The organism is Streptomyces sp. NBC_00286, from assembly GCF_036173125.1.
Lineage (GTDB): Bacteria > Actinomycetota > Actinomycetes > Streptomycetales > Streptomycetaceae > Streptomyces.
This window is the reverse complement of record NZ_CP108054.1, coordinates 1,494,494-1,515,275: the sequence shown is the minus strand read 5'-3', so window position 1 is coordinate 1,515,275 and position 20,782 is coordinate 1,494,494. Positions and strand designations below refer to the sequence as shown.

Genomic DNA, 20,782 nt, shown 5'->3' with positions numbered 1-20,782 from the left:
GTGGGAAGGGGGAGTGTTCCGGGAGAGGGGGGTGGCGAGATCAGAGGACGCGCAGGGTCCAGGCCCAGCGGTGAGGGCCGGGCGGGATGAGGTACTTGGCCGAGGTGTCGGGCCCGCACGAGGCCGTGCCCAACCCCCGGTGCGCGGCGTCGAGGTGCACGACGCAGCCGGGCCGCGGCACCAGCTCGTCGTGATGTGTGGCGGCGGCCAGGTCCTCGGCGCGGTGGCGGGTGACCGAGACCTGGCTCGGCGCCCCGAGTTCCACGGCCAGTCCGGTGGCGTCCGGCGCCGACAGCGTGAACCGGCGCACGCCGTGCCGCCCGCCGCTTTCCTGGGGCCGCAGATAAGGGGTGAACAGCTCGTCCACCGGGAGCGAGTGATGCCCGACGGGTGCGCCCGTGCTCCGGTCCGGATAGGACTCCCAGGGGCCCTGCCCGTACCAGTCCAGGGCATCGAGCCCGCCGACCGTCTCGAAGACCGTGCCGACCCGCGCCACATCGTCCAGCGCGTCCGGGAGTTCGGCCGACTCCTCGATGCGCAGGCCACCGGCGACGGGCGTGATCACCTGCTCGTGGCGGACGTTCCCTGCGCCGGTCTCGTACTCGGCCCGTACCGTCACCCGGCCGCCGTCGCGCTCCACGCCCACGACCTTGCGTACGAGCGTGTCCAGGCCCCAGTCGCGCCAGCGGGCCGCCATGCCACCGATCTCGTCGTTGTCGGTGGGGGCGCGCCACAGGCTCAGGACGGGGGGCGCGGCCAGCATCGGGTGGACCAGCAGCCCCTCCTCGTCCACCTCAGCCGGAGGACCGGTCACCGGCGTCGGCGCTGCGGCGGCCACCGCACCACCGAGCCGGACCTGCGGCAGGCAGACCTCCGTGCCGCGCGGCGCCCAGGCCTCGTCGCCCGCCGTCGTGACCCGCAGCGTCAGCCAGGCCTCAGCCGCGCGGGAGCTGGGAAGCGGGAACGGTACGGGCACCGCGGCCGACTCACCGGGCAGTACGTCGGGCAGCTCGGCCGGCGCGCTCTCCGTACCGCCGTCCGCGCGCACCAGACGCCACTCGGCGGCCAGCCACTCCAGAGTGCGGAAGTGCTGCCGGTTGTGGACCAGGAGTACGCCCTGGTCGTACGTCAGGCGGACCGGCGCCGCGATCTCCCGGTGCTCGTACATCGCCGGCTTGGGCGTGCGGTCCGGGAACACCACGCCGTCGGCGATGAACGCGCCGTCGTGGATCTTCTCGCCGAAGTCGCCGCCGTACGCCCAGCGATGGCCGGGCGCGGTGACACCGTTGTCGTACTGGCCGACGCCCGCGCGTCCGGCCGGTCTGCCGTCGTTCACCCGCTGGAGCATGCCGTGGTCCCAGAACTCCCAGATGAAACCGCCCTGAAGACCCGGGGTTGACTCGATGGCGGCCCAGTGGTCGGCGAGGGTGCCGTTGCTGTTGCCCATGGCGTGCGAGTACTCGCACTGGATGAGCGGCTTCGTCTGCTTGCCGGACAGCGCGTGTGCGACGCAGTCCTCGATCGGGGCGTACATCGGGCAGACGATGTCCGAGGCGACCGTCTCGTCGGACCAGTCGAGCTTGGCCGCGCCCTCGTACTGCAGGGGGCGGGTGGGGTCGTGCCGGCGTATCCAGCCGGCCGCCGCGTCGTGGTTCGCGCCGTAGTCCGACTCGTTGCCCAGCGACCAGATGACGACGGACGGGTGGTTCTTGTCGCGCAGGACCATGCGTGAGACCCGGTCCACGAAGGCGCCCAAGTAGCGGGGGTCGTCGGCGATCTCGTGGGCGTGGTCGTGAGACTCGATGTTCGCCTCGTCGACGACATAGAAGCCCAGTTCGTCGGCGAGGTCGAGGAGCGTCGGGTCGTTCGGGTAGTGCGCGGTACGGATCGCGTTGAAGCCGAAGCGCTTCATGACGACGAGGTCCGCGCGCATGTCGTCCGCCGTGAGCGTGCGGCCGGTCAGCGGGTGGAAGTCGTGCCGGTTCACGCCCCGGATGAAGACGCGCTCGCCGTTGACCAGCAGGTCCCGGCCCCGTATCTCGACGTCCCGGAAGCCGACCAGGTGGTGCGAGGTGTCGGCCACGGAACCGTCGGCCCGGTGCAGCCGTACCGTCAGCTCGTACAGCTCGGGTGTCTCGGCGGTCCACGGGTGTACGTCCCGTACGGTCGCCCGCAGCCGGGCCTCGCCGAGGAAGTCGGACACCCGCATGTCCTCGGCGTTGAGCCGGTCGAACTCGGCGTCCTGGGCGAGGAGTTGACCCTCCAGGGCCCCCGTGACGTACCAGCCCTGAGGCAACGCCCCCGACGCGTTCCGCACCTGGCAGTCCACCCGCAGCCGCCCGTCCCGCCGCGCCCTTACGGTCACATCCGCGAGATGCAGCGGATCCGTCGCGTACAGCAGCACCGAGCGCGTGATCCCGGCGTGCCACCACTGGTCCTGGTCCTCGAGGTGCGAGGCGTCCGACCACTTGATGACGGTGAGCCGGAGCGTGGCGGTGCCCCCGGGGCGTACGACGTCGGAGAGGTCGAACTCGGCGGCGAGGTGGGAGTCCTTGGAGATGCCGACCGGATGGCCGTTCACATGGACGAGGAGGACGCTCTCGGCCGCGCCCACCTGGAGCACGATCCGTCGGCCGGCCCACTCGGCGGGGATGTCCACGGAGCGCTCGTACACGCCCGTCGGGTTGGCGGTGGGCGAGGCGGGCGGGAACTCGCCCCAGGGCATACGGAAGTTGGTGTACTGCGGGAGGTCGCCGACGTCCTGCGTCGTCCAGGCGCCGGGCACCTCGATCCGCGTCCATTCGCCCGAATTGGCGCCGGGCGCGGGCAGCAGCTGGAAGTGCCAGGAACCGTCCAGGGACAGTGCGTCCTCGCGGCGGTCCACGGCGTTCATCGGCAGCCGGCCCCAGGAGGTCAGCTCGGGTGACTCCCAGGGGCGCAGCGCGATCAGCGGATCGCGGCGCATCAGCGGATGGCTCCCTTGCCGAGGTCCGCGATGATCTGTTTGGCGCCGATCGCGAAGACGATCAGCAGGGGGATCAGGGCCAGTACGGCACCGGTCATGACCATTCCGTAGTCCGTGGTGCCGTGGACGCCGTTGAGCTGGGAGAGGGCGACCTGGAGGGTCACGTTGTCCGGGTTGGTGAGGGCGATCAACGGCCAGGCGTAGTCGTTCCACTGGCCCATGAACGTGAAGATGCCGAGGAAGGCGAGGCCCGGCCGGACGACCGGCAGCGCCACATGCCAGTACTGGCGCATGAAACCGGCGCCGTCCAGCTTCGAGGCGTCGAGCAGTTCGTCGTGGATCGCGCTCTTCATGTACTGGCGCATCCAGAAGATGCCGAACGCGTTGGCCGCCGCCGGGACGATCAGCGAGGTCATCGAACCGATCCAGCCGAGGTTCGCCATGATCACGAACTGCGGGATGGCCTGGAGCTGGGCCGGGACCATGAAGATCGCCATCATCACCGCGAACAGCGTCCGCTTTCCGGGGAACTGGAACTTGGCGAAGACGAACGCGGCCAGCGAGTCGAAGAACAGGACGAGGAACGTCACCGAGGTGGCGACGAGCAGCGAGTTGAACATCGACCCGAAGAAATCGATGCTGTCGAAGAGCTTGCTGATGTTGTCGTCGAACTGCGAGCCGGGCAGCAGCTTCGGCGGGTACGAGAAGATGTCGGTCGACGTGTGCGTCGACATGATCACGGCCCAGTAGAACGGGAAGGCCGAGAGCAGTACGCCGACGATCAGGGACGCGTGGAGGGCGATGCCCCTGCGCCGGGTGCCCTCGATGAGCTTGGGCTTGGTGGACTTGACGGGCTCGGCCTCGGCGGGCCTGGCTTCGGTGGTTGCCATGGTGACCGGCCTGCCTATTCTTCGCCCCGGCGCTGCACCAGGCGCCAGTTGATGATCGAGAAGAGCACGACGACGAGGAAGATGCCCCAGGCCACGGCGGCGCCGTAGCCGAAGTCGTTGTTGTCGAAGGTCTGCTGGAAGAAGTAGAGGACCATCGTCCGGCCCGCGTGGTCGGGACCGCCGGAGAACGTCGACTCGTTGGCCGTGGTCTGCAGCAGCACCTGAGGCTCGGAGAAGCTCTGCAGTCCGGTGACCGTCGAGATGACGAGCACGAACAGCAGCACGGGCCGCAGCAGCGGCAGCGTGATCCGGAAGAAGGTCTGCACGGGTCCGGCGCCGTCGACGCGGGCGGCCTCGTACAGCTCGCCCGGGATCGTCTGGAGACCGGCGAGGAAGATGATCGCGTTGTAGCCGGTCCACTGCCAGGTCATCAGGGTGGCGATGGCGACCTTGATGCCCCACGGGGTGTTCAGCCAGGCCACCTGGTCGAGACCGACCGCCTGCAAGAGGGCGTTCACCAGGCCGAAGTTGGTGGAGAACACCGAGCCGAAGATGATCGCGACGGCCACGACCGAGGTGACGTTCGGCAGGAAGTACGCGAAGCGGTACAGGTTCTTGAAGCGGACCGCCGAGTTGAGCATCACGGCCGTGATCATCGCCAGGAAGATCATGGGGAAGGTGGCCAGTGCCCAGATGACGATGGTGTTGCCGATCGAGCTCCAGAAGTCGCTGTCGCTCAGCAGGTACTTGTACTGGTCGAGCCCCGCCCATTCCATCGAGCCGAGGCCGTCCCAGCGGTGGAAGGACAGGTAGAGGGAGAAGCCGACCGGTATCAGGCCGAAGGCGAGGAAGAGCAGATAGAAGGGGGAGAGCGCGAGATACAGCCGCCAGTAGCTGAGGATGCCCTTCTTGGGGTGCTCGGGCGGGGTCTCGATCACGGATGCGGGGGGCTTGTCGACCACGGGTGCGGTAGCCATCAGACGCTCACCCCCAGGTGCTCCCCGATGCGCCGGCATTTGCTCATGGCGTCACTCCAGGCTTTCTTCGGGTCCTTGCCGAGGACGCCGACGTTCTTGATCTCGTCCCTGATGGGCTGCCCGAGCGCGACGTCGAACGGGCTGTTGAAGGCGACCGGGATCTTCTCCGCGGCCGGCCCGTAGACGTCCATCGTGATCTGGTCGCCGAAGAACGGATCGGGCTCGCGCAGCTTCGTCATCTCGTAGGAGGCGGGAGTCGAGGGGAAGAGCCCGGCCTCGATGAAGCCCTGCGCCTGGTTGTCCGCGTTGAGCATCCAGCTGATGATCTCGAAGGCCCGCTCCGGCTCCCGGCACGCCTTGGTGATCGCCAGGAACGAGCCGCCCACGTTGGAGGGGCCGCCCGGACAGTTCGCGACGCGCCACTCGCCTTTCATCTTCGGCACTTCGAGCTTGAGGTCGCCCGCGGCCCAGGAGGCGTTCAGCGCACTGGGCAGCCGCCCCTTCTCCTTGGCCGAGATCGAGTCGGGTGTGCCGCTGACGATGCTCGAGACGAGCCCGCGGCGCTTGGCCTCCACCGCGCGGTCCCAGCAGACGCGTACATGCTCCTGGTCACCGATGAAGTTCTCGTCCTTGTCGACGAACCGCCGCGTGCCCTGGCCGATCGACATCTCGAAGACGCTGCCGACGTCGGTCAGCATGAACGCCCCGCGGATCCGCTGCTTGAGCCGCTCGCCCGCCGCGAAGAATTGGTCCCAGGTGGCCATCTCCTTGGAGACGTCCTCCGATTCGTACGGCAGCCCGGCTCTCTCGAAGACGGCGGGCTGGTAGTAGTGCACGACCGGTCCCACATCGATGGGGAAGCCGATGAGGCTGCCGTCCGGGGCGATGGCCTGCTGCCACTTCCAGTCCAGGTACTGGCTCTTGAGCTTGTCCGCACCGAGCGTCCGCAGGTCCACGAACTGGTCGGCGTTCGGCAGGTACGAGGCCATGTCCTCGCCCTTGAGCCCCACGATGTCGGGGATGTGGGCCCGGCCGGTCATCGTGGTGAGCAGCTTGGACCGGTAGTAGCCGCCGATCTGGGTCGCTCTGAGGTTCACGGCGCTGTCGTAACGGGCCTTGGCCTGCTTGACGACGGTCTCGCTCAGTCCGCCGCTCCAGTACCAAAGGACCATGTTCCGGCCGGTCGACCCGGTCGGAACGGCGCAGCCGGAGGCCAGTCCGCCGAGCGCCGTGGCGGCCGTACCGGCCAGGCCGGCGCGGAGCAGGCCCCTTCGTGAGAGCCGCACAGCTCCCACCGCCTTTCGCATGTGTTCGCTCTTTCGCGTGGGGATGTCAGACGTGGGGTCAGACGTGGGGAATGTCAGAACTGCCCGGTCGGGGCGGGCGGGGTCACCGGGGCGTGCGGGAGGGGCGGACCGGGATCCGCGGGCAGGCGGTCGGCCAGGAAGCCGTACGCCCGCCGTAGTTCCGGTTCCTCGACGGACTGCCACCACTCGTGGACGCCGTACCAGCCGGGCGCGGCCAGGGCCCCGCCGTGATGGCGTACGGACAGTCCGGCGGCCAGCACGGCGAAGCGCAGCCGTTCTTCGAGGGGCCAGCCGCCGAGCGAGGCCGCGACGAAACTCGCGCCGAAGACGTCTCCGGCGCCCGTCGCATCCACGACGTCGACATCGAGAGCCGGTACATCGGCGTACTCGCCCGTGGTCTGGTCGACGGCGACCGCACCCTCGCGGCCCCGCGTGACCACGGCCACCGGCACCAGCTCGGACAGCTTGCCGAGCGCGGCGGCAGCCGTGTCGGTGCGGGTGTAGGCCATCGCCTCGGTGTCGTTGGGGAGGAAGGCGTGGCACAGGGCGAGCTGGTCGAGGAGCTCGGAGGACCACTGCTGAGTGGGGTCCCAGCCGACGTCCGCGTAGATGTGCGTGCCGTTCGCCGCCGCCTTCGCGAGCCAGGCGCGGGGCTCGGCCTCGATGTGCACGAGGGCGGTGCGCGCGGCGGGCGGATCGCCCATCAGCGCATCCTGCGAGTACGGGGGCTCCTGGCCGTGGGTGACCAGGGCCCGGTCGTGGTCGTACGCGAGGGCGACGGTGAGCGGGGTGTGCCAGCCGGCTGCCGTACGGGACAGGGAGAGGTCGATGTGCTCCTGGTCGGCGAGGAGGTCACGGCAGTACGCGCCGTAGTAGTCGTCGCCGAAGACCGTGGCCAGGGAGGTGTTCAAGCCGAACCGGGCCGCCGCCACGGCCAGGTTCGCGATCCCTCCCGGGCCCGCGCCCATGCCCTCGGTCCAGATCTCCTCGCCGGGAGTCGGCGGCTTGCCCAGACCGGTCAGGACGAGGTCGTAGAAGAGCAGCCCGGTCAGCAGGACATCGGGCTGTTCGTCGCCCACGCGCCGTTCCTCTCGTCAAAACCTGCATTTCCGTGCACAGGATCGTGCGCGCATCCAGCCAATTTGGCAAGAGTTGAGCAGAATCGAGCATGGAATTGATTGCGAATGACGAGTACTGTTCACGGCGTGCTGGCAGAACGACGACACCAACTCATCCTGCGGTCCCTGCGGTCCGGCGGGCCCGCCGCCGTGACCGACCTCTCGGAACAGCTGGGCGTGAGCCCCGCCACCATCCGCCGCGACCTGGTCAAACTCGAGGAGGACGGCCTCCTCACACGGGTCCACGGCGGGGCCGTAGCCGAGGAGGGGGACCAGCCTTTCGCCGAGGTCGCGGAGGTGCGCGTACCCGAGAAGGATGCCATCGCCGAGCGGGCCGCGGCGATGATCGAGGACGGCCAGTCCGTACTGCTCGACATCGGCACCACCGCCTACCGCCTGGCCCGGCAGCTGCACGGCCGGCGGATCACCGTGATCACCAGCAACCTGGTGGTCTACGAGGAACTCGTGGACGACGAGGGCATCGAACTGGTGCTGCTCGGCGGCATGGTCCGCCGCGAGTACCGCTCCCTGGTCGGCTTCCTCACCGAGGACAACCTGCGCCAGCTGCGCGCGGACTGGCTGTTCCTCGGCACAAGTGGAGTGCGCCCCGGTGGGCAGGTGATGGACACGACGGTCGTCGAGGTCCCCGTGAAGCGCGCCATGATCGCCGCGGCCGACAAGGTCGTGCTGCTCGCGGACCGGGCCAAGTTCCCGGGTACGGGGATGGCGAAGGTCTGCGGACCCGAGGACCTGGACGTGGTCGTGACCAACGGCCCGGCGGACGCCGGAACCAAGTCCGCACTGGAGGAGGCGGGCGTACGCGTGGTGCAGACATGAACCCGTGTCGTGCGGACATGAACGTGGAAAGGGCTGTGGCGTGAAGCTGACGATTCTGGGTGGCGGCGGATTCCGGGTGCCACTCGTGTACGGGGCGCTCCTCGGGGACCGCGCCGAGGGCCGCGTCACCGACGTCGTGCTGCACGACCTGGACGCGGGGCGGCTCTCGGCCGTCGCCCGCGTCCTCGCCGAACAGGCGGCAGGCGTGCCGGGCGCACCCGCCGTGACCGCCACCACCGACCTCGACGAGGCGCTGCGCGGCGCCGACTTCGTCTTCTCCGCGATCCGCGTCGGCGGCCTCGAAGGACGCGCGGCAGACGAGCGGGTCGCCCTCGACCAGGGCGTCCTTGGCCAGGAGACCGTCGGCGCGGGCGGCATCGCGTACGGGCTGCGCACGGTGCCCGTCGCCGTCGACATCGCGCGGCGCGTGGCCCGGCTCGCCCCCGACGCCTGGGTGATCAACTTCACCAACCCGGCCGGACTGGTCACCGAGGCCATGTCGCGCCACCTCGGCAACCGCGTGATCGGCATCTGCGACTCACCGGTCGGCCTCGGCCGCCGGATCGCCCGCGTCCTCGGCGTCGCGAACCCGCGCGAGGCGTGGATCGACTACGTCGGCCTGAACCACCTCGGCTGGGTCCGCGGCCTGCGCGTCGCCGGCCGCGACGAGCTGCCGCGCCTGCTCGCCGACCCGGATCTTCTCGGCTCCTTCGAGGAGGGCAAGCTCTTCGGCACCGAGTGGCTCCGCTCCCTGGGCGCGATCCCGAACGAGTACCTGCACTACTACTACTTCAACCGGGAAGCCGTACGCGCCTACCAGAACGCCGAGAAGACCCGCGGCGCCTTCTTGCGCGACCAGCAGGCCGGTTTCTACGAAGCGATGCAGCGCCCCGACGCCGAGGCGCTCAAGACCTGGGAGAGCACCCGGGCCGAGCGCGAGGCCACGTACATGTCCGAGTCCCGGGCCGCGGCGGGCGCCGGCGAGCGCGACGCCGACGACCTGTCTGGGGGCTACGAGAAGGTGGCGCTCGCCCTGATGCGGGCCATCGCCCGCGACGAGCGCACCACGCTGATCCTCAATGTCCGCAACCAGGGCACCCTGTCCGTGCTCGACACGGACGCCGTCATCGAGGTGCCCTGCCTTGTCGACGCCAACGGCGCGCACCCGGTCGCCGTCGACCCGCTCCCCGACCACGCGACCGGCCTGGTCTGCGCGGTGAAGGCGGTCGAGCGCCAGGTGCTCGTCGCGGCCGAGTCCGGCTCCCGTACGACCGCGGTGAAGGCCTTCGCCCTGCACCCGCTGGTCGACTCCGTGAACGTCGCCCGTCGTCTCGTCGAGGGCTACACCGCCGAGCACCCCGGCCTCGCGTACCTGAAGTAGCAAGCCCGAGCCTTGGGTAGAGCCCTGAGGCACGAAGCAGAGCCCCCGAGGAGACCCGCACATGCATGACGAACGCCGCAGGATCGAGGAGCGCGTCCAGCGCGTCCACGACCAGCGCATCAAGACCGCGCTCTACGCCGCCTCCGTGCCCTTCGAGGTCGAGGCCTGGCAGGCGCCGGGCGAGCCCGTCCCCTTCGAGGAGGCTGCGTCGGCCTCGTACGCGCCCTTCGCGATGGACACCCCCTGGGGCCCGCCCTGGGGGACGACCTGGTTCCGGATGCGCGGACAGGTGCCCGCCGAGTGGGCCGGCAAGCGCGTCGAGGCCGTCATCGACCTCGGGTTCATCGGCGACTGGCCCGGCAACCAGGCCGAGGCGCTCGTCCACCTCGCCGACGGCACCCCGCTCAAGGCCGTCAACCCGCTCAACCAGTACGTGCCCATCGGCAACCCGGCAACGGGCGGCGAGGAGATCCACTACCTCGTCGAGGCCGCGTCCAACCCGGACATCCTCGCCGACAACTTCTCGCGCCCCACCGTCATGGGCGACGTACTGACCGCCGGCGACAAGCCGATCTACACCTTCCAGCGCGCCGACCTCGCCGTCCTCGACGAGGACGTGTTCCACCTCGACCTGGACCTCCAGGTGCTGCGCGAACTGATGGTCCACCTCGAAGAGCACGACCCGCGCCGCCACGAGATCCTGCACACCCTGGACCGGGCCATGGACACCGTGGACCTGGACGACGTCTCCGGCAGCGCCGCCGCCGTCCGCGAGGTGCTCGCCCCCGCCCTTGCCAAGCCCGCGCACGCCAGCGCCCACACCGTCTCCGGCGTCGGCCACGCCCACATCGACTCGGCCTGGCTGTGGCCCATCCGCGAGACCAAGCGCAAGACGTCCCGCACCTTCTCGAATGTCACGGCACTGGCCGACGAGTACGAGGACTTCATCTTCGCCTGCTCGCAGGCCCAGCAGTACGAGTGGGTGCGCGACAACTACCCGCAGGTGTGGGAGCGGATCAAGAAGTCCGTCGAGAAGGGCCAGTGGGCCCCGGTCGGCGGCATGTGGGTCGAGGCCGACGGCAACCTGCCCGGCGGCGAGGCGATCGCCCGCCAGCTCGTGCACGGCAAGAAGTTCTTCATGGAGCACTTCGGCGTGGAGACCAAGGGCGTGTGGCTGCCGGACTCCTTCGGCTACACCGCCGCCTATCCGCAGCTCGCCAAGCTCGCGGGCAACGACTGGTTCCTCACCCAGAAGATCTCCTGGAACCAGACCAACAAGTTCCCCCACCACACCTTCTGGTGGGAGGGCATCGACGGCACCCGCATCTTCACCCACTTCCCGCCGGTCGACACCTACAACGCCCGGTTCAGCGGCGAGGAGATGGCCCGCGCCGTGCGCAACTACCAGGAGAAGGGCGGCGGTACGCGCTCCCTCGCGCCCTTCGGCTGGGGCGACGGCGGCGGCGGCCCCACCCGCGAAATCATGGAACGAGCCCGGCGCCTAGCGGACCTGGAAGGCTCCCCGAAGGTAGTCGTGGAGCACCCCGACAAGTTCTTCGCGGACGCCCGCGAGGAGTACCCCGACGCCCCGGTGTGGGTAGGCGAGCTGTACTTGGAGCTGCACCGCGCCACGTACACCTCACAGGCCCGCACAAAGCAGGGCAACCGCCGCAGCGAACACCTCCTGCGCGAGGCCGAGTTGTGGGCGACCACGGCAGCCCTGAACGCACCGGGCTACGCCTACCCGTACGAAAAACTGGACCGCCTCTGGAAAACGGTCCTACTCCACCAGTTCCACGACATCCTGCCGGGCTCCTCGATCGCCTGGGTGCACCGGGAGGCGGAGGCGGAGTACGCGAGGGTCGCGGAGGAGGTCCAGGAGATCACACAAGAAGCGATCGCCGCTGCTACCGCTGTGGACAATCGTTCCGCGACCGCTGTGGGCAATCGTTCCGCAGGGCGATGGGGGTCCCCCCGCTCGAGCGAAGCCGAGAGTGGGGGAGGGTGGGCACAGCCAACAGCGGAGGGCGCCCATGCTTACAACGCCAGCCCCTACGACCGCGCAGAGGTCGTACGCACCTCGGTAGGCGTCCCGATGTACACGGAGGTTCCCGCGAACGGCAGTGCGCCCCTGGGGGCGGGCGAACCGCCACACCCCGTAACGGTCACCGAAGGCCGAGTCCTGGACAACGGCCTCGTACGAGTCGAGGTAGCCGACAACGGCACCTTGACCTCCGTACGAGACCTCCGGTCAGACCGAGAAGTCCTAGCCGCCCAAGGCAACTTGCTCCGCCTACACACCGACCTCCCGAACTACTGGGACGCCTGGGACATCGACAAGCACTACAAGAACCGCTACACGGACCTCCTGGACACCGAGTCCATCACGGTGGTCGAGGAGGACCCCCTCCTCGCGGCGATCCGCGTAGACCGAGCCTTCGGCAAAGGCTCCCGCATCACGCAAACCATCACCGTCCGCGCGGGCAGCCCCCGTATCGACATCGAGACGGAGATCGACTGGCACGAGACGGAGAAGATCCTCAAGGCGGCCTTCCCGGTGGACATCAGGGCCGCACACTCCTCCGCCGAGATCCAGTTCGGCCACATCCAGCGCCCCACGCACACCAACACCAGCTGGGAGTCGGCCCGTTTCGAGGTCTGCAACCACCGCTGGGTGCACATCGGCGAACCCGGCTACGGCGTAGCGGTCATCAACGACTCCACCTACGGCCACGACGTCTCCCGCACGGTCCGCGAGGACGGCGGTACGACCACAACGGTGCGCCTCAGCCTGGTCCGCGCCCCCCGCATCCCCGACCCGGAGGCAGACCAGGGCAAGCACCGCTTCACGTACGCGCTGCTGCCGGGCGCGACGATCGAGGACGCGGTCGCGGAGGGCTACGCGCTCAACCTGCCGCTGCGGGTGGCCGATTCGGCCGGCGCGGCCGAGCCGGTGGTGAGCGTCGAGGGTGCGGGCGTGACCGTCGAGGCGGTCAAGCTCGCCGACGACGAGTCGGGCGACGTCGTCGTACGCCTCTACGAGTCCCGCGGCGGACGCGCCCAGGGCACCCTGCGCACCGGCTTCCCCCTCGCCGGAGCCCAGGTCACCGACCTCCTGGAGCGGCCCCTCACTGAGGCGGCCGTAGAGGGCGGCGGTGTCGCGGTGTCGCTGCGCCCCTTCGAGGTGCAGACCCTGCGGCTGTCACGGCGGAATGACTGACCCCGTTTTCCATGAAGAATTAAGAAACGGGTAAGAGCCCAGGTCACGGCGGGTTTTCGGCCCGCCGTGACCACGTCCTGTTGCCTTTACGACACCTGAAGTTCGCCCTGTACCCCTGGGATGGCGCGGCAAGGCGTAGGTGAGAGAAAAAGAGGGGTGTCACCGTGCGGGACCCACGTATCTCGGCGATCCGCAAAGGGCTGAAGCGCCGCGGGAGACTGATGGCCCAGGCGGTGAGCCCGCCCCGCCGGAGCCTCGACGCCATGCCGGCGCAGCGGACCCCGAAGGATGGGTACGTCGCCCCGCGCGCCCCGCGCCTGGTCGACTCCCCGGTCTTCGTCCTGTCCTCGGTGCGCTCCGGCTCGACCCTGCTGCGCGTCCTGCTGAACAGCCACTCCAAGATCCGCGCCCCGCACGAGATGCATCTGCGCACCCTCCACGTCCACCTGGCCCGTGACTTCACGGCCGACGCCATGAAGGCGCTGGAGCTGGACAAGGAGGAGCTGGAACACGTCCTGTGGGACCGCGTGCTTCATCTGGAGCTCACCCGCAGCGGCAAGGACATCATCGTCGACAAGACGCCGCCGAACACCCTCATCTGGCCCCGGCTGCAACGATGTTGGCCCGACGCCCGCTACATCGTCCTGCTCCGCCACCCGGGCGCGGTCGTCACCTCCCTCACCAACCGTCGCGCCGACCCGGACCACGAACAGATCCGCCGCGAGGTCCTCGACTACAGCGAAAAGCTGGAGGAGGCCCGGCAGCAGCTCACCGGTGCCCACGTGATCACGTACGAGGAGCTCACCGCGGACCCCGAGACGGTGACCCGGGGCCTGTGCGACTACCTCAAGGTGCCTTGGGAGTCCGGGATGCTCGAGTACGGCAAGAAGGACCACGGCACCTTCCGCCCCCAGCTCGGCGACTGGAGCGAAACCATCAAGTCGGGCCGCATCCAGTCGGCCCGCCCCGCCGACCCAGGCGCCGAACTGCCGCCGCGGCTGGTCGAGTTGGCGCGTGAGTGGGGGTACCCGGTCGACTGACCGGGTACGAAGACGTCCGGGCGAGTGCGATCAGGCAGGGGTGGGAGTGGCGGCCGACTCCTCCCCCACTCTCGGCTTCGCTCGAGCGGGGGCACCCCCATCGGGGGCGGGGACGGCCGGCAGGGGAGTGGGCCGGCGCTCGTCCAGGGACGGCTGCGGCTGAGGCTGTGGCACCGACACCGGACGCACCGGTCGCGGCCCCGCCACCACCGCGTAGTCCTGGCCCAGGAACGGCGGTACCAACTCGCCCGGGTCCTCGCCGAGCGCCAGCCGCACAGCCGCCCAAGGGGCGTTGATCCCGCACTGGGAGAGCTGGTGCAGTCCGCCGGCCGGGCGCGTGTTGACGTCCATGAGCACCGGCTCGTCCCCGAACATACGGAACTGCACATTGGTCAGGTAGTGCAGATCGAAGGCCCGGGCGATGAGCCGTGCCGGTTCGATGAAGGACGGCTGCAGCGTGAAGCCGCGCCGACGGCCGTTCTTCGTCCGGCCCACCGCCATCCGCACCCGCCCGTCCGGCCCCGTCAGACAGTCGACGGACACCTCCGGCTCCTCCAGACGCGGCATCACCAGCCAGTCGACGGGGCTGTCGGCCTGCCGCAGCGCGTCGACGACGAGGTTCAGCGGCACATACGGGCTGGGGAAGCCGCCCAGGTGCATGAGCGAGAAGGGGGAGCGCGTGATGATGCGGAAGCCGACTCCGCCCGCACCCGCGGCCGGCTTGAAGCAGGCCTTGTGGCCGTCGGCGTCCAACGCGTCGACCGCCGCGACGAGTTCGTCCTCGGTACGCACCCGCCACCAGGGCGGCACCGGCAGCCCGAGGGCCCGCACCGCCTCGTACGCGGTCACCTTGTCCTGGAAGGTCGTCACGGCCTCGGCGGGCGGCGCCAGCAGAGCCGTACCGACCGCGGCGAACTCCTCGCGATGCGCGGCGACCGCCGCCTGGTGGAGCACCGGAACGAACACGTCGATCGAGTGCCGGGCGCACTGATCGAGGGCGTACTCGACGTACGCGGCCGGGGACAGCCCTTGCGGTTCGAGCTCCGCGGTGTCGGCGGCGGCCAGGATGGGGGAGTCTGGGTCACCGTGTGTCGCATGGATCTCGACCGGACGGCCGCTGGGATTATCCCGCAGCTGATCCATGAAGAACACGTTCTCCGCGTACGTGCGGTTGAGCCAGACGCGTACGCGAGAGACCATTCAGGCCGTCCTTTCAAGGTTCGCGGGCACGGCGAAGCAGGCCGAGCCCGGCCATGGAGTTTGGAGGTACACAAAACCGCCGTTCGAAAACGGTGAGCGCGCGGTTGTGTAGGGCCGATCATAGGGGTTCCGGGGCATGATCGCTGCTACGTCCGTGTTACGGATTACGCCCCGCCCTGGTATGGCTTCACGGGTATGGCTTCACGCCGCGGTCCGGCACCCTGCTCACCGCGGACTGGCACCGCTGGGTACGCTGCCTCGCATTCTGCCGATGGAGGTTCGGATCCAGTGATCGAGGAGTTGCTCCCGGACGCGGTCGTGACCGTGGAGGCGAACGGTGACGAACCGATCGAGGGCGCGGCCCTGTATCCCGAGGAAGAGGCGCTGATCGCGCGGGCCGTGGAGAAGCGGCGCCGCGAGTTCACCGCCGTACGTGCCTGTGCCCGGCGTGCGATGGACAAGCTCGGCGTTCCCCCGCAGCCCGTGCTGACCGGTGACCGCGGGGCCCCGCAGTGGCCCGACGGACTCATCGGCAGCATGACGCACTGCGAGGGCTACGCCGCTGCAGCGCTCGCCCGCGCCACCGACCTGGCCTCCCTCGGCATCGACGCGGAGCCCCATCTGCCGCTTCCGGAGGGCGTGTTGTCCTCCGTGTCCCTGCCGGCCGAGGACGCCCGGCTGCGTGCGCTCGCGTCCGGGCACCCCGCGGTCCACTGGGACCGACTCCTGTTCAGCGCCAAGGAGTCGGTCTACAAGGCGTGGTTCCCCCTCACCCGGAAGTGGCTCGACTTCACGGAGGCGGACATAAAGGTGGGCCTGGCTCCAGGGCGCACCACCTCGGGTGCCTTCCGGGCCCGGCTCCTGGTGCCGGGCCCGGTGGTGGACGGCCGCCGCGTCGACCACTTCGACGGTCGCTGGACGGTGGGCCGGGGTCTTGTGGCGACCGCGGTGGCCGTCTCGTACGACCGCGGCTGATCCCGTTTCCGCCGGGCGCCCGGCCGGGGATCGTCACGGCTGTGGGGCTAGGCCCTGTCTCCCCGATCTTCGCGGGCGCGCGACGCCTGGCACGGCACCTCGCCGCACGGCCGCATCACCCAAGTACGTCCAGTACGAGGGCGATGCGGCCGCACGCCGATGCTCCCCCACTGCCTGAAGGGCGTGGGAGGTGCCCCCAGCACCAGACGCCGCGCGCTGATCCACGAAGATCGGAGAGGCAGGACCTAGGCGTGCAGCAGGCGGAAGAACGCCTCCTCGTTGCCCGCCAGGCCCGCCGCCTCCAGGGCGCGCTCGGCCTCCGCGAGGGCGGCGGGCGGTACGACGACGGGGCGGGGCGGCGTGCCGGGCGGGCCGTCCAGCGCGGCTCGTACGGTGTGCAACAGGCGCAGATAGGCCTGCACGGCGGTGCGTTCGTGATCGGTCAGTACGGCGGTCGGCATCGGACGACTCTCCCGGTTCGGCTCGGCTCTCTTGTTCACGCGCCGTCGCACAGCGGTGGCGCTGGGTCCAGCTTGCCGTCCACCACTGACAATCGGTCCGCGGCCGCGGACACCTGAACGGTGCGCGGCCGCGGACCACGGCGCCCGATGTGCCCTCCCCCGTGGGGCACAAGCGAGCCTCGCCCCCGCGGGCACGGCGATGCTGCCGTGGTCGCGGTGCGATGACCGGTCCTTACGTCGTGTCATGATCCTGCAAGGTATGGGGAGTGGTGTCAACTGAAGTAGTCGTCTGTGGCTATTTCAGTTTCTTCTCGTTGGTCGGTGGGCCCCGGCAGCGGCTATCGTGCGGAACATCAACTAGGCAGTTCGCGCCACCACCTCACTTCAGGAGATGTGCCGGTGAGAGATCCGCTCCGTGCGCTCGCCGAGACCCTGAGCCACCTCGACGCCCTCCTCGCGGAGGCGGGACAGAGCCGTGACGACGTGCTCGACGTGGAACGGCTCTCGGTCGACAGCGGCGTCCCCCGGGACGTCATCGAGACGCTCCTGGACGGCAAGGAGCCCCCCGCGGAGGACATCACCGACCGGATCATCCGCCGCTTCGAGCATCTGCGGGAAACGCGGCGGCGCGACGACGGGCACCGGCACTCCTACGGAGAGATCGCCGCCTCCTTCGGCGCGTCCCGGGCCTCCCTGTCGAACCTCGTCAACAGCCGGAGGAAAACGCATGGTGGGGAGGGGGCGGAGCCGCGCGCGGTCCGCTCCGGCGGCCCGCTGGCGGCTACTCAGGCCGGGATCGAGGAGTTCTTCTTCGGCGCGCCCAACGGCTGGCTGTCCGCCGAGCCCGCCTCCGCCCTCGACGACGCCCTCCAACCCGTACTGGCCGAATTGCGCGCCGCGGCCGGTGAGGACCCGCTGGCCCGGCTGCGGCAGGCACACGGGCTGCGCCGGATCGCCCATCGGGCCGCGGAACTCAGCGATGCGGAACAGGAGTTGGTCGCCGACTGGATCGACACGATCTTGCGGCGGCGGGACCGCGACCGATAAGCGTTCCGCTGGAGGCGCAGTGATGAGCCTGCGGGCCGGTGGGGGCTGGTCGCTCACCCACTCTCGGCTGCTCCCCCAGTGCCTTGAGGGCCTGGGGGGACCCCCAGAGCGGGAGGACCCCCATCGCGGCGGAGCCGCAAATGTCACAGCCCCGCGCCCCTACGGGGCGCGAATGTGTGCCGGAGTTCATGAAGTCCCCGTAAGCCTGGCAGCAGGCCCCTCCGTCTGGAATATTTGCCGGGCGGGGTCCGGGATGTGAGGAGTAGTCAGTCGATGCGTCGCCTTGTCACGCGGCTGGTCGGGGAATTTCAGGCCGAGAAGGAGATGCGTCGATTCATCGACCGGCTGACGGGTGAACTGCGTTCCGGTGGACGGGAACTGACCTCTCCCACCGATCCCGATGAACTGTTCGCCGCCCTGATCGAAGTCCTCAGCGAGATCCGGGGGCGCAATGTGGTGCTCCTCAAGGAGGAGTTCCCGCACCGGACCGCGACCGGGCTGTGGCTCGACCTGCCGGACGAGGACCTCATCCTCGTCGACAAGCGGGCCACCGCGCTGCACCAGCTCGCGATCCTCTTCCACGAGATCTGGCACATGATCAAGGGCGACTGCGGCCACCACATCGCGGGCGCCACGGTGGCGGCCCGGATGCTGGACCAGCGGGCCGATCTGCGTCATCTGAAGCCGGTCGTCGTACGGGTCGCCGCCCGGTCCGTGTTCGACGAACAGGTCGAGCAGGACGCCGAGACCTTCGCGCTGAAAGCCGTGACCCATTTCCGGGTCTGGCTGGAGGGGAAGCCGGAGAACACGGACCGTACCCAGATCGCGGGCCGGATCGGCGCTTCACTGGGCAGCCGCCGGCCGCAGGTCTGAGCATGGACGCCTCCGCCTACTACTACATACCCGCGTTCGTCTGCTGGGCCGGACTGGGACTCAAGCTGCCCGGCCTGCTGCGTTCCTGGCGCGACCCCTTGATCCGAGCCGTCTGCTGGGTGATCTTCCTCGGCGGCGTCGGCTTCTTCCTCGCCGCTCCGCGCACCGTCGCCGGCCTCAACGACGCGACCGGCATCGCGAACTTCTCCGCCGCGCTGGTGTACGCGACGGTGAGCGCCTACAGCGCCAGCTGCCTCGTGCTGATCATCCACTGGCGTGGCGGGCCCGAGCCGTACGTACGCCGCCTCACCCGGCGCTGGACGGCCGGCTATGGCGTCCTGATCGCCGTACTGATCACCCTGTTCGTGCTGGGCGACGCACCCAGCGAGCGGCTCACCGATTTCGACACGTACTACGCCAGGACCCCGTGGACCGGCGAGATGGTCGTGCTGTATCTGCTCGGCCATATGACGGCCGCCGTCGCCAGCACCGTTCTGTGCCTGCGCTGGGCACGGGAGGTCCACGGATGGCTTCGGGCGGGACTGTGGCTGCTGGTCCTGGCCTGGCTGCTCAATGTGTCCTTCAGCGGTCTCAAGCTCACCGCGGTGATCGCGCGGTGGGCCGGTCGGGACTGGGACATGCTGAGCACGACTCTCGCGCCCCGCCTGGTGGGCGTGGCGGCCGCCGTCGCCGTCGCCGGCTTCACGCTGCCGCTTCTCGGCCCGTGGGCGACCGCCGTCCGGCGTGCCGTGACGACCTGGCGGCGGCTCGGCCCGCTGTGGCGGGAGCTCAGCGGCATCCACCCGGGCAGTCTGCTGGCCGCCCCGATTCCCTGGTACGCGTCGCCGTTCATCCACCTCACCCGACGCGAGGCCGGAATCGAAGACGGGCTGCGACTGATCCGTCCCCACCTCGACTACGACGTCCGCTCGCAGGCGCACACGGCAGCAGTTGCGGCGGGACACAGCGCCGACAGCGCCGCCCGTATCGGGCACGCGGCGATGATCGCCGTGGCCGTGCAGGCCTGCCGACGTGCCGGACCGCCCACATCGGCGGGCTTCCTGGACCACGCAGAGAACAGTGGGGGCACCGAGCAGGTGGACAACCCCGCGAACGCCGAACTCCCCGTGACGCGACCGTCCTTGATCGGTATCGCGCACGCCCTGCGTACGTCCCCCATCGTGGCGGCAGCCCGCGCCGCCGCAGCGGCCACCCCGGCCGCAGACGACGAGAGAACCCCCATACGGTGAGCAGCGGCATCGTCTTCTACATCCCCGGCTGTCTTCTCCTGCTGGCCGCCGTGCTGAAGCTCTCGGCCGGAAGGACGCTGTGGCGTGACCCGCTGGTGGCGTCGACCGGCGCGATCCTGCTGAACGGCTCGCTGGTCTGCATCCTGTCCGCCCCGCCCACCATCCGCTACGTCAACGACATCACCGGCATCGCCAACTTCAGCGCCCCACTGGTGTACGGGGGCCTGACGGCGCTGAGCGCGGGCTATCTGGTCCTGATGATCAACTGGGAGGGCGGATCGCCGGAGCGGAGACGGCGAGCCTCCCTGCTCGTGACGGGCGTGTACGGGCTGGTCATCGTCGGCATCTGGGTCCTGTTCGCCCTGGCCGACGTCCCCGTGGAACGCGCCCGGGACCTGGACACGTACTACGCCAACACCCCCTATATGCGCGAGATGATCGTCCTGTATCTGATCGCGCATACGGCCGCCACCGTCGCCCTCATGGTCATGAGCGTGCGGTGGCTGCGGGAGGTGCGTGGCATGATCCGGCGCGGGCTGACGCTGATCGTCGTCGGCCTGTTCTTCGACGGGTGCTATCAGACCGTCAAGTACGCGGCGACGGCTGCCCGTTGGCTGGGGAACGACTGGGATGTCCTGTCCACCGTCGTGTCGCCTCCGCTGGTCATGCTGGCCGGCATCACCTGCGCGTGCGGTTTCGCCCTGCCCCGCATCGGGCCTCCTCTGGTGAACAACGCCCGTGCCTGGAGGCGTTACCGGCTGCTGAAGCCTCTGGCGGCGGAACTGCGCACGCTGCGCGCGCCCGCGACTGGCGTCATCCGCTGGTGGGATCCGCCTGTGACGCGCCTGGCACGGCAGGAGATCTCCATCTGGGACGGCGTCCTCGCCTGCTCCCCGTATCTCGACGACCAGGTACGGGCGATGGCGTACGAGAAAGCCCTCGTGACCCTCGCTCCCGATCAGGCCGAGGTGGTGGCCGAGGCGGCGATGCTCGCTGCGGCCCGTGTGCAGGCGTCACGTCGGCACGGTGCGGGCATGCCATCGGACGCGGGAACCTTGCGGTCGGTATCGACGCCCCGTCAGATGGTAGGGCTGGCAGAGGCGTTGGCGTCCTCTCCGATCGTGGCGGAGGCTCGTCGGCAGTCCGCTCTGCGAGCGGCCGCCGGACATGGCTGACGTATCGGCGGCAACAGGTGCAGCAACTGGTGCAGCATCAGGTATCGGGAGCTACAGAAGGAGTGT

Annotated in this window: 16 protein-coding genes; 9 read left to right on the top strand and 7 right to left on the bottom strand. The window is 69.6% G+C overall.

Going from position 1 to position 20,782, the window contains the following annotated elements:
• Positions 1 to 40: 40 nt before the first annotated feature.
• The 5 genes from OHT21_RS06965 to OHT21_RS06945 all read right to left on the bottom strand — a co-directional run bounded on the left by OHT21_RS06965 (position 41) and on the right by OHT21_RS06945 (position 7,218).
• The gene (locus OHT21_RS06965) at positions 41 to 2,965 is read right to left on the bottom strand and encodes a glycoside hydrolase family 2 TIM barrel-domain containing protein (RefSeq protein WP_328767374.1); all 2,925 of its coding nucleotides are present in this window, start codon (positions 2,963 to 2,965) and stop codon (positions 41 to 43) included.
• Entirely contained in the window at positions 2,965 to 3,855 is an 891-nt protein-coding gene (locus OHT21_RS06960; RefSeq protein ID WP_328767373.1) for a carbohydrate ABC transporter permease, read from the bottom strand. The genes OHT21_RS06965 and OHT21_RS06960 overlap by 1 nt, the downstream gene beginning before the upstream one ends.
• A 14-nt stretch (positions 3,856 to 3,869) precedes the next feature.
• Positions 3,870 to 4,832 carry a carbohydrate ABC transporter permease gene (locus OHT21_RS06955; RefSeq protein WP_328767372.1) on the bottom strand — a complete coding sequence of 321 codons (963 nt, stop codon included), beginning with the start codon at positions 4,830 to 4,832 and terminating at the stop codon, positions 3,870 to 3,872.
• Positions 4,832 to 6,118, bottom strand: coding sequence for an extracellular solute-binding protein (locus OHT21_RS06950; protein WP_328773980.1), 1,287 nt, complete (start codon positions 6,116 to 6,118; stop codon positions 4,832 to 4,834). Before OHT21_RS06950 ends, OHT21_RS06955 begins: the two co-directional genes overlap by 1 nt.
• A gap of 74 nt (positions 6,119 to 6,192) precedes the next feature.
• Positions 6,193 to 7,218 carry a carbohydrate kinase family protein gene (locus OHT21_RS06945; RefSeq protein WP_328767371.1) on the bottom strand — a complete coding sequence of 342 codons (1,026 nt, stop codon included), beginning with the start codon at positions 7,216 to 7,218 and terminating at the stop codon, positions 6,193 to 6,195.
• Between the two features lie 126 nt (positions 7,219 to 7,344).
• Here OHT21_RS06945 and OHT21_RS06940 point away from each other — a divergent pair, with 126 nt between their 5' ends.
• The 4 genes from OHT21_RS06940 (at position 7,345) to OHT21_RS06925 (ending at position 13,735) form a co-directional block, all read left to right on the top strand.
• Complete coding sequence (locus tag OHT21_RS06940) at positions 7,345 to 8,094, top strand: DeoR/GlpR family DNA-binding transcription regulator (RefSeq protein ID WP_328767370.1); 750 nt, start codon at positions 7,345 to 7,347, stop codon at positions 8,092 to 8,094.
• Positions 8,095 to 8,134: 40 nt separating this feature from the next.
• On the top strand, positions 8,135 to 9,475 hold the full coding sequence (locus OHT21_RS06935; protein WP_328767369.1) for a 6-phospho-beta-glucosidase: 1,341 nt from the start codon (positions 8,135 to 8,137) through the stop codon (positions 9,473 to 9,475).
• Between the two features lie 61 nt (positions 9,476 to 9,536).
• Positions 9,537 to 12,695, top strand: coding sequence for an alpha-mannosidase (locus tag OHT21_RS06930; RefSeq protein ID WP_328767368.1), 3,159 nt, complete (start codon positions 9,537 to 9,539; stop codon positions 12,693 to 12,695).
• Between the two features lie 164 nt (positions 12,696 to 12,859).
• Complete coding sequence (locus tag OHT21_RS06925; RefSeq protein WP_328767367.1) at positions 12,860 to 13,735, top strand: sulfotransferase family protein; 876 nt, start codon at positions 12,860 to 12,862, stop codon at positions 13,733 to 13,735.
• A 30-nt stretch (positions 13,736 to 13,765) separates the two neighbouring features.
• Here the strand turns inward: OHT21_RS06925 and OHT21_RS06920 are convergent, their stop codons facing one another.
• Positions 13,766 to 14,935, bottom strand: a complete 1,170-nt coding sequence (locus OHT21_RS06920; protein WP_328767366.1) for an ATP-grasp domain-containing protein — start codon at positions 14,933 to 14,935, stop codon at positions 13,766 to 13,768.
• A 288-nt stretch (positions 14,936 to 15,223) separates the two neighbouring features.
• Between OHT21_RS06920 and OHT21_RS06915 the strand changes: the two genes are divergently transcribed.
• Positions 15,224 to 15,910 carry a 4'-phosphopantetheinyl transferase family protein gene (locus tag OHT21_RS06915; protein ID WP_328767365.1) on the top strand — a complete coding sequence of 229 codons (687 nt, stop codon included), beginning with the start codon at positions 15,224 to 15,226 and terminating at the stop codon, positions 15,908 to 15,910.
• Between the two features lie 245 nt (positions 15,911 to 16,155).
• On the opposite strand, the gene OHT21_RS06910 is transcribed toward OHT21_RS06915, so the two are convergent.
• Positions 16,156 to 16,371: a hypothetical protein gene (locus OHT21_RS06910; protein WP_328767364.1), complete on the bottom strand. Its 216-nt coding sequence runs from the start codon at positions 16,369 to 16,371 to the stop codon at positions 16,156 to 16,158.
• 399 nt (positions 16,372 to 16,770) lie between these two features.
• Here OHT21_RS06910 and OHT21_RS06905 point away from each other — a divergent pair, with 399 nt between their 5' ends.
• The 4 genes from OHT21_RS06905 to OHT21_RS06890 all read left to right on the top strand — a co-directional run bounded on the left by OHT21_RS06905 (position 16,771) and on the right by OHT21_RS06890 (position 20,716).
• Positions 16,771 to 17,418, top strand: coding sequence for a hypothetical protein (locus OHT21_RS06905; RefSeq protein WP_328767363.1), 648 nt, complete (start codon positions 16,771 to 16,773; stop codon positions 17,416 to 17,418).
• Between the two features lie 273 nt (positions 17,419 to 17,691).
• Positions 17,692 to 18,291 (top strand): toxin-antitoxin system, toxin component, encoded by a 600-nt coding sequence (locus tag OHT21_RS06900; RefSeq protein ID WP_328767362.1) that lies wholly within the window; start codon positions 17,692 to 17,694, stop codon positions 18,289 to 18,291.
• Positions 18,292 to 18,293: 2 nt separating this feature from the next.
• Positions 18,294 to 19,541: an MAB_1171c family putative transporter gene (locus OHT21_RS06895; RefSeq protein WP_328767361.1), complete on the top strand. Its 1,248-nt coding sequence runs from the start codon at positions 18,294 to 18,296 to the stop codon at positions 19,539 to 19,541.
• Positions 19,538 to 20,716 carry a DUF6545 domain-containing protein gene (locus OHT21_RS06890; RefSeq protein WP_328767360.1) on the top strand — a complete coding sequence of 393 codons (1,179 nt, stop codon included), beginning with the start codon at positions 19,538 to 19,540 and terminating at the stop codon, positions 20,714 to 20,716. The genes OHT21_RS06895 and OHT21_RS06890 overlap by 4 nt, the downstream gene beginning before the upstream one ends.
• The last annotated feature ends 66 nt before the right edge of the window (positions 20,717 to 20,782 follow it).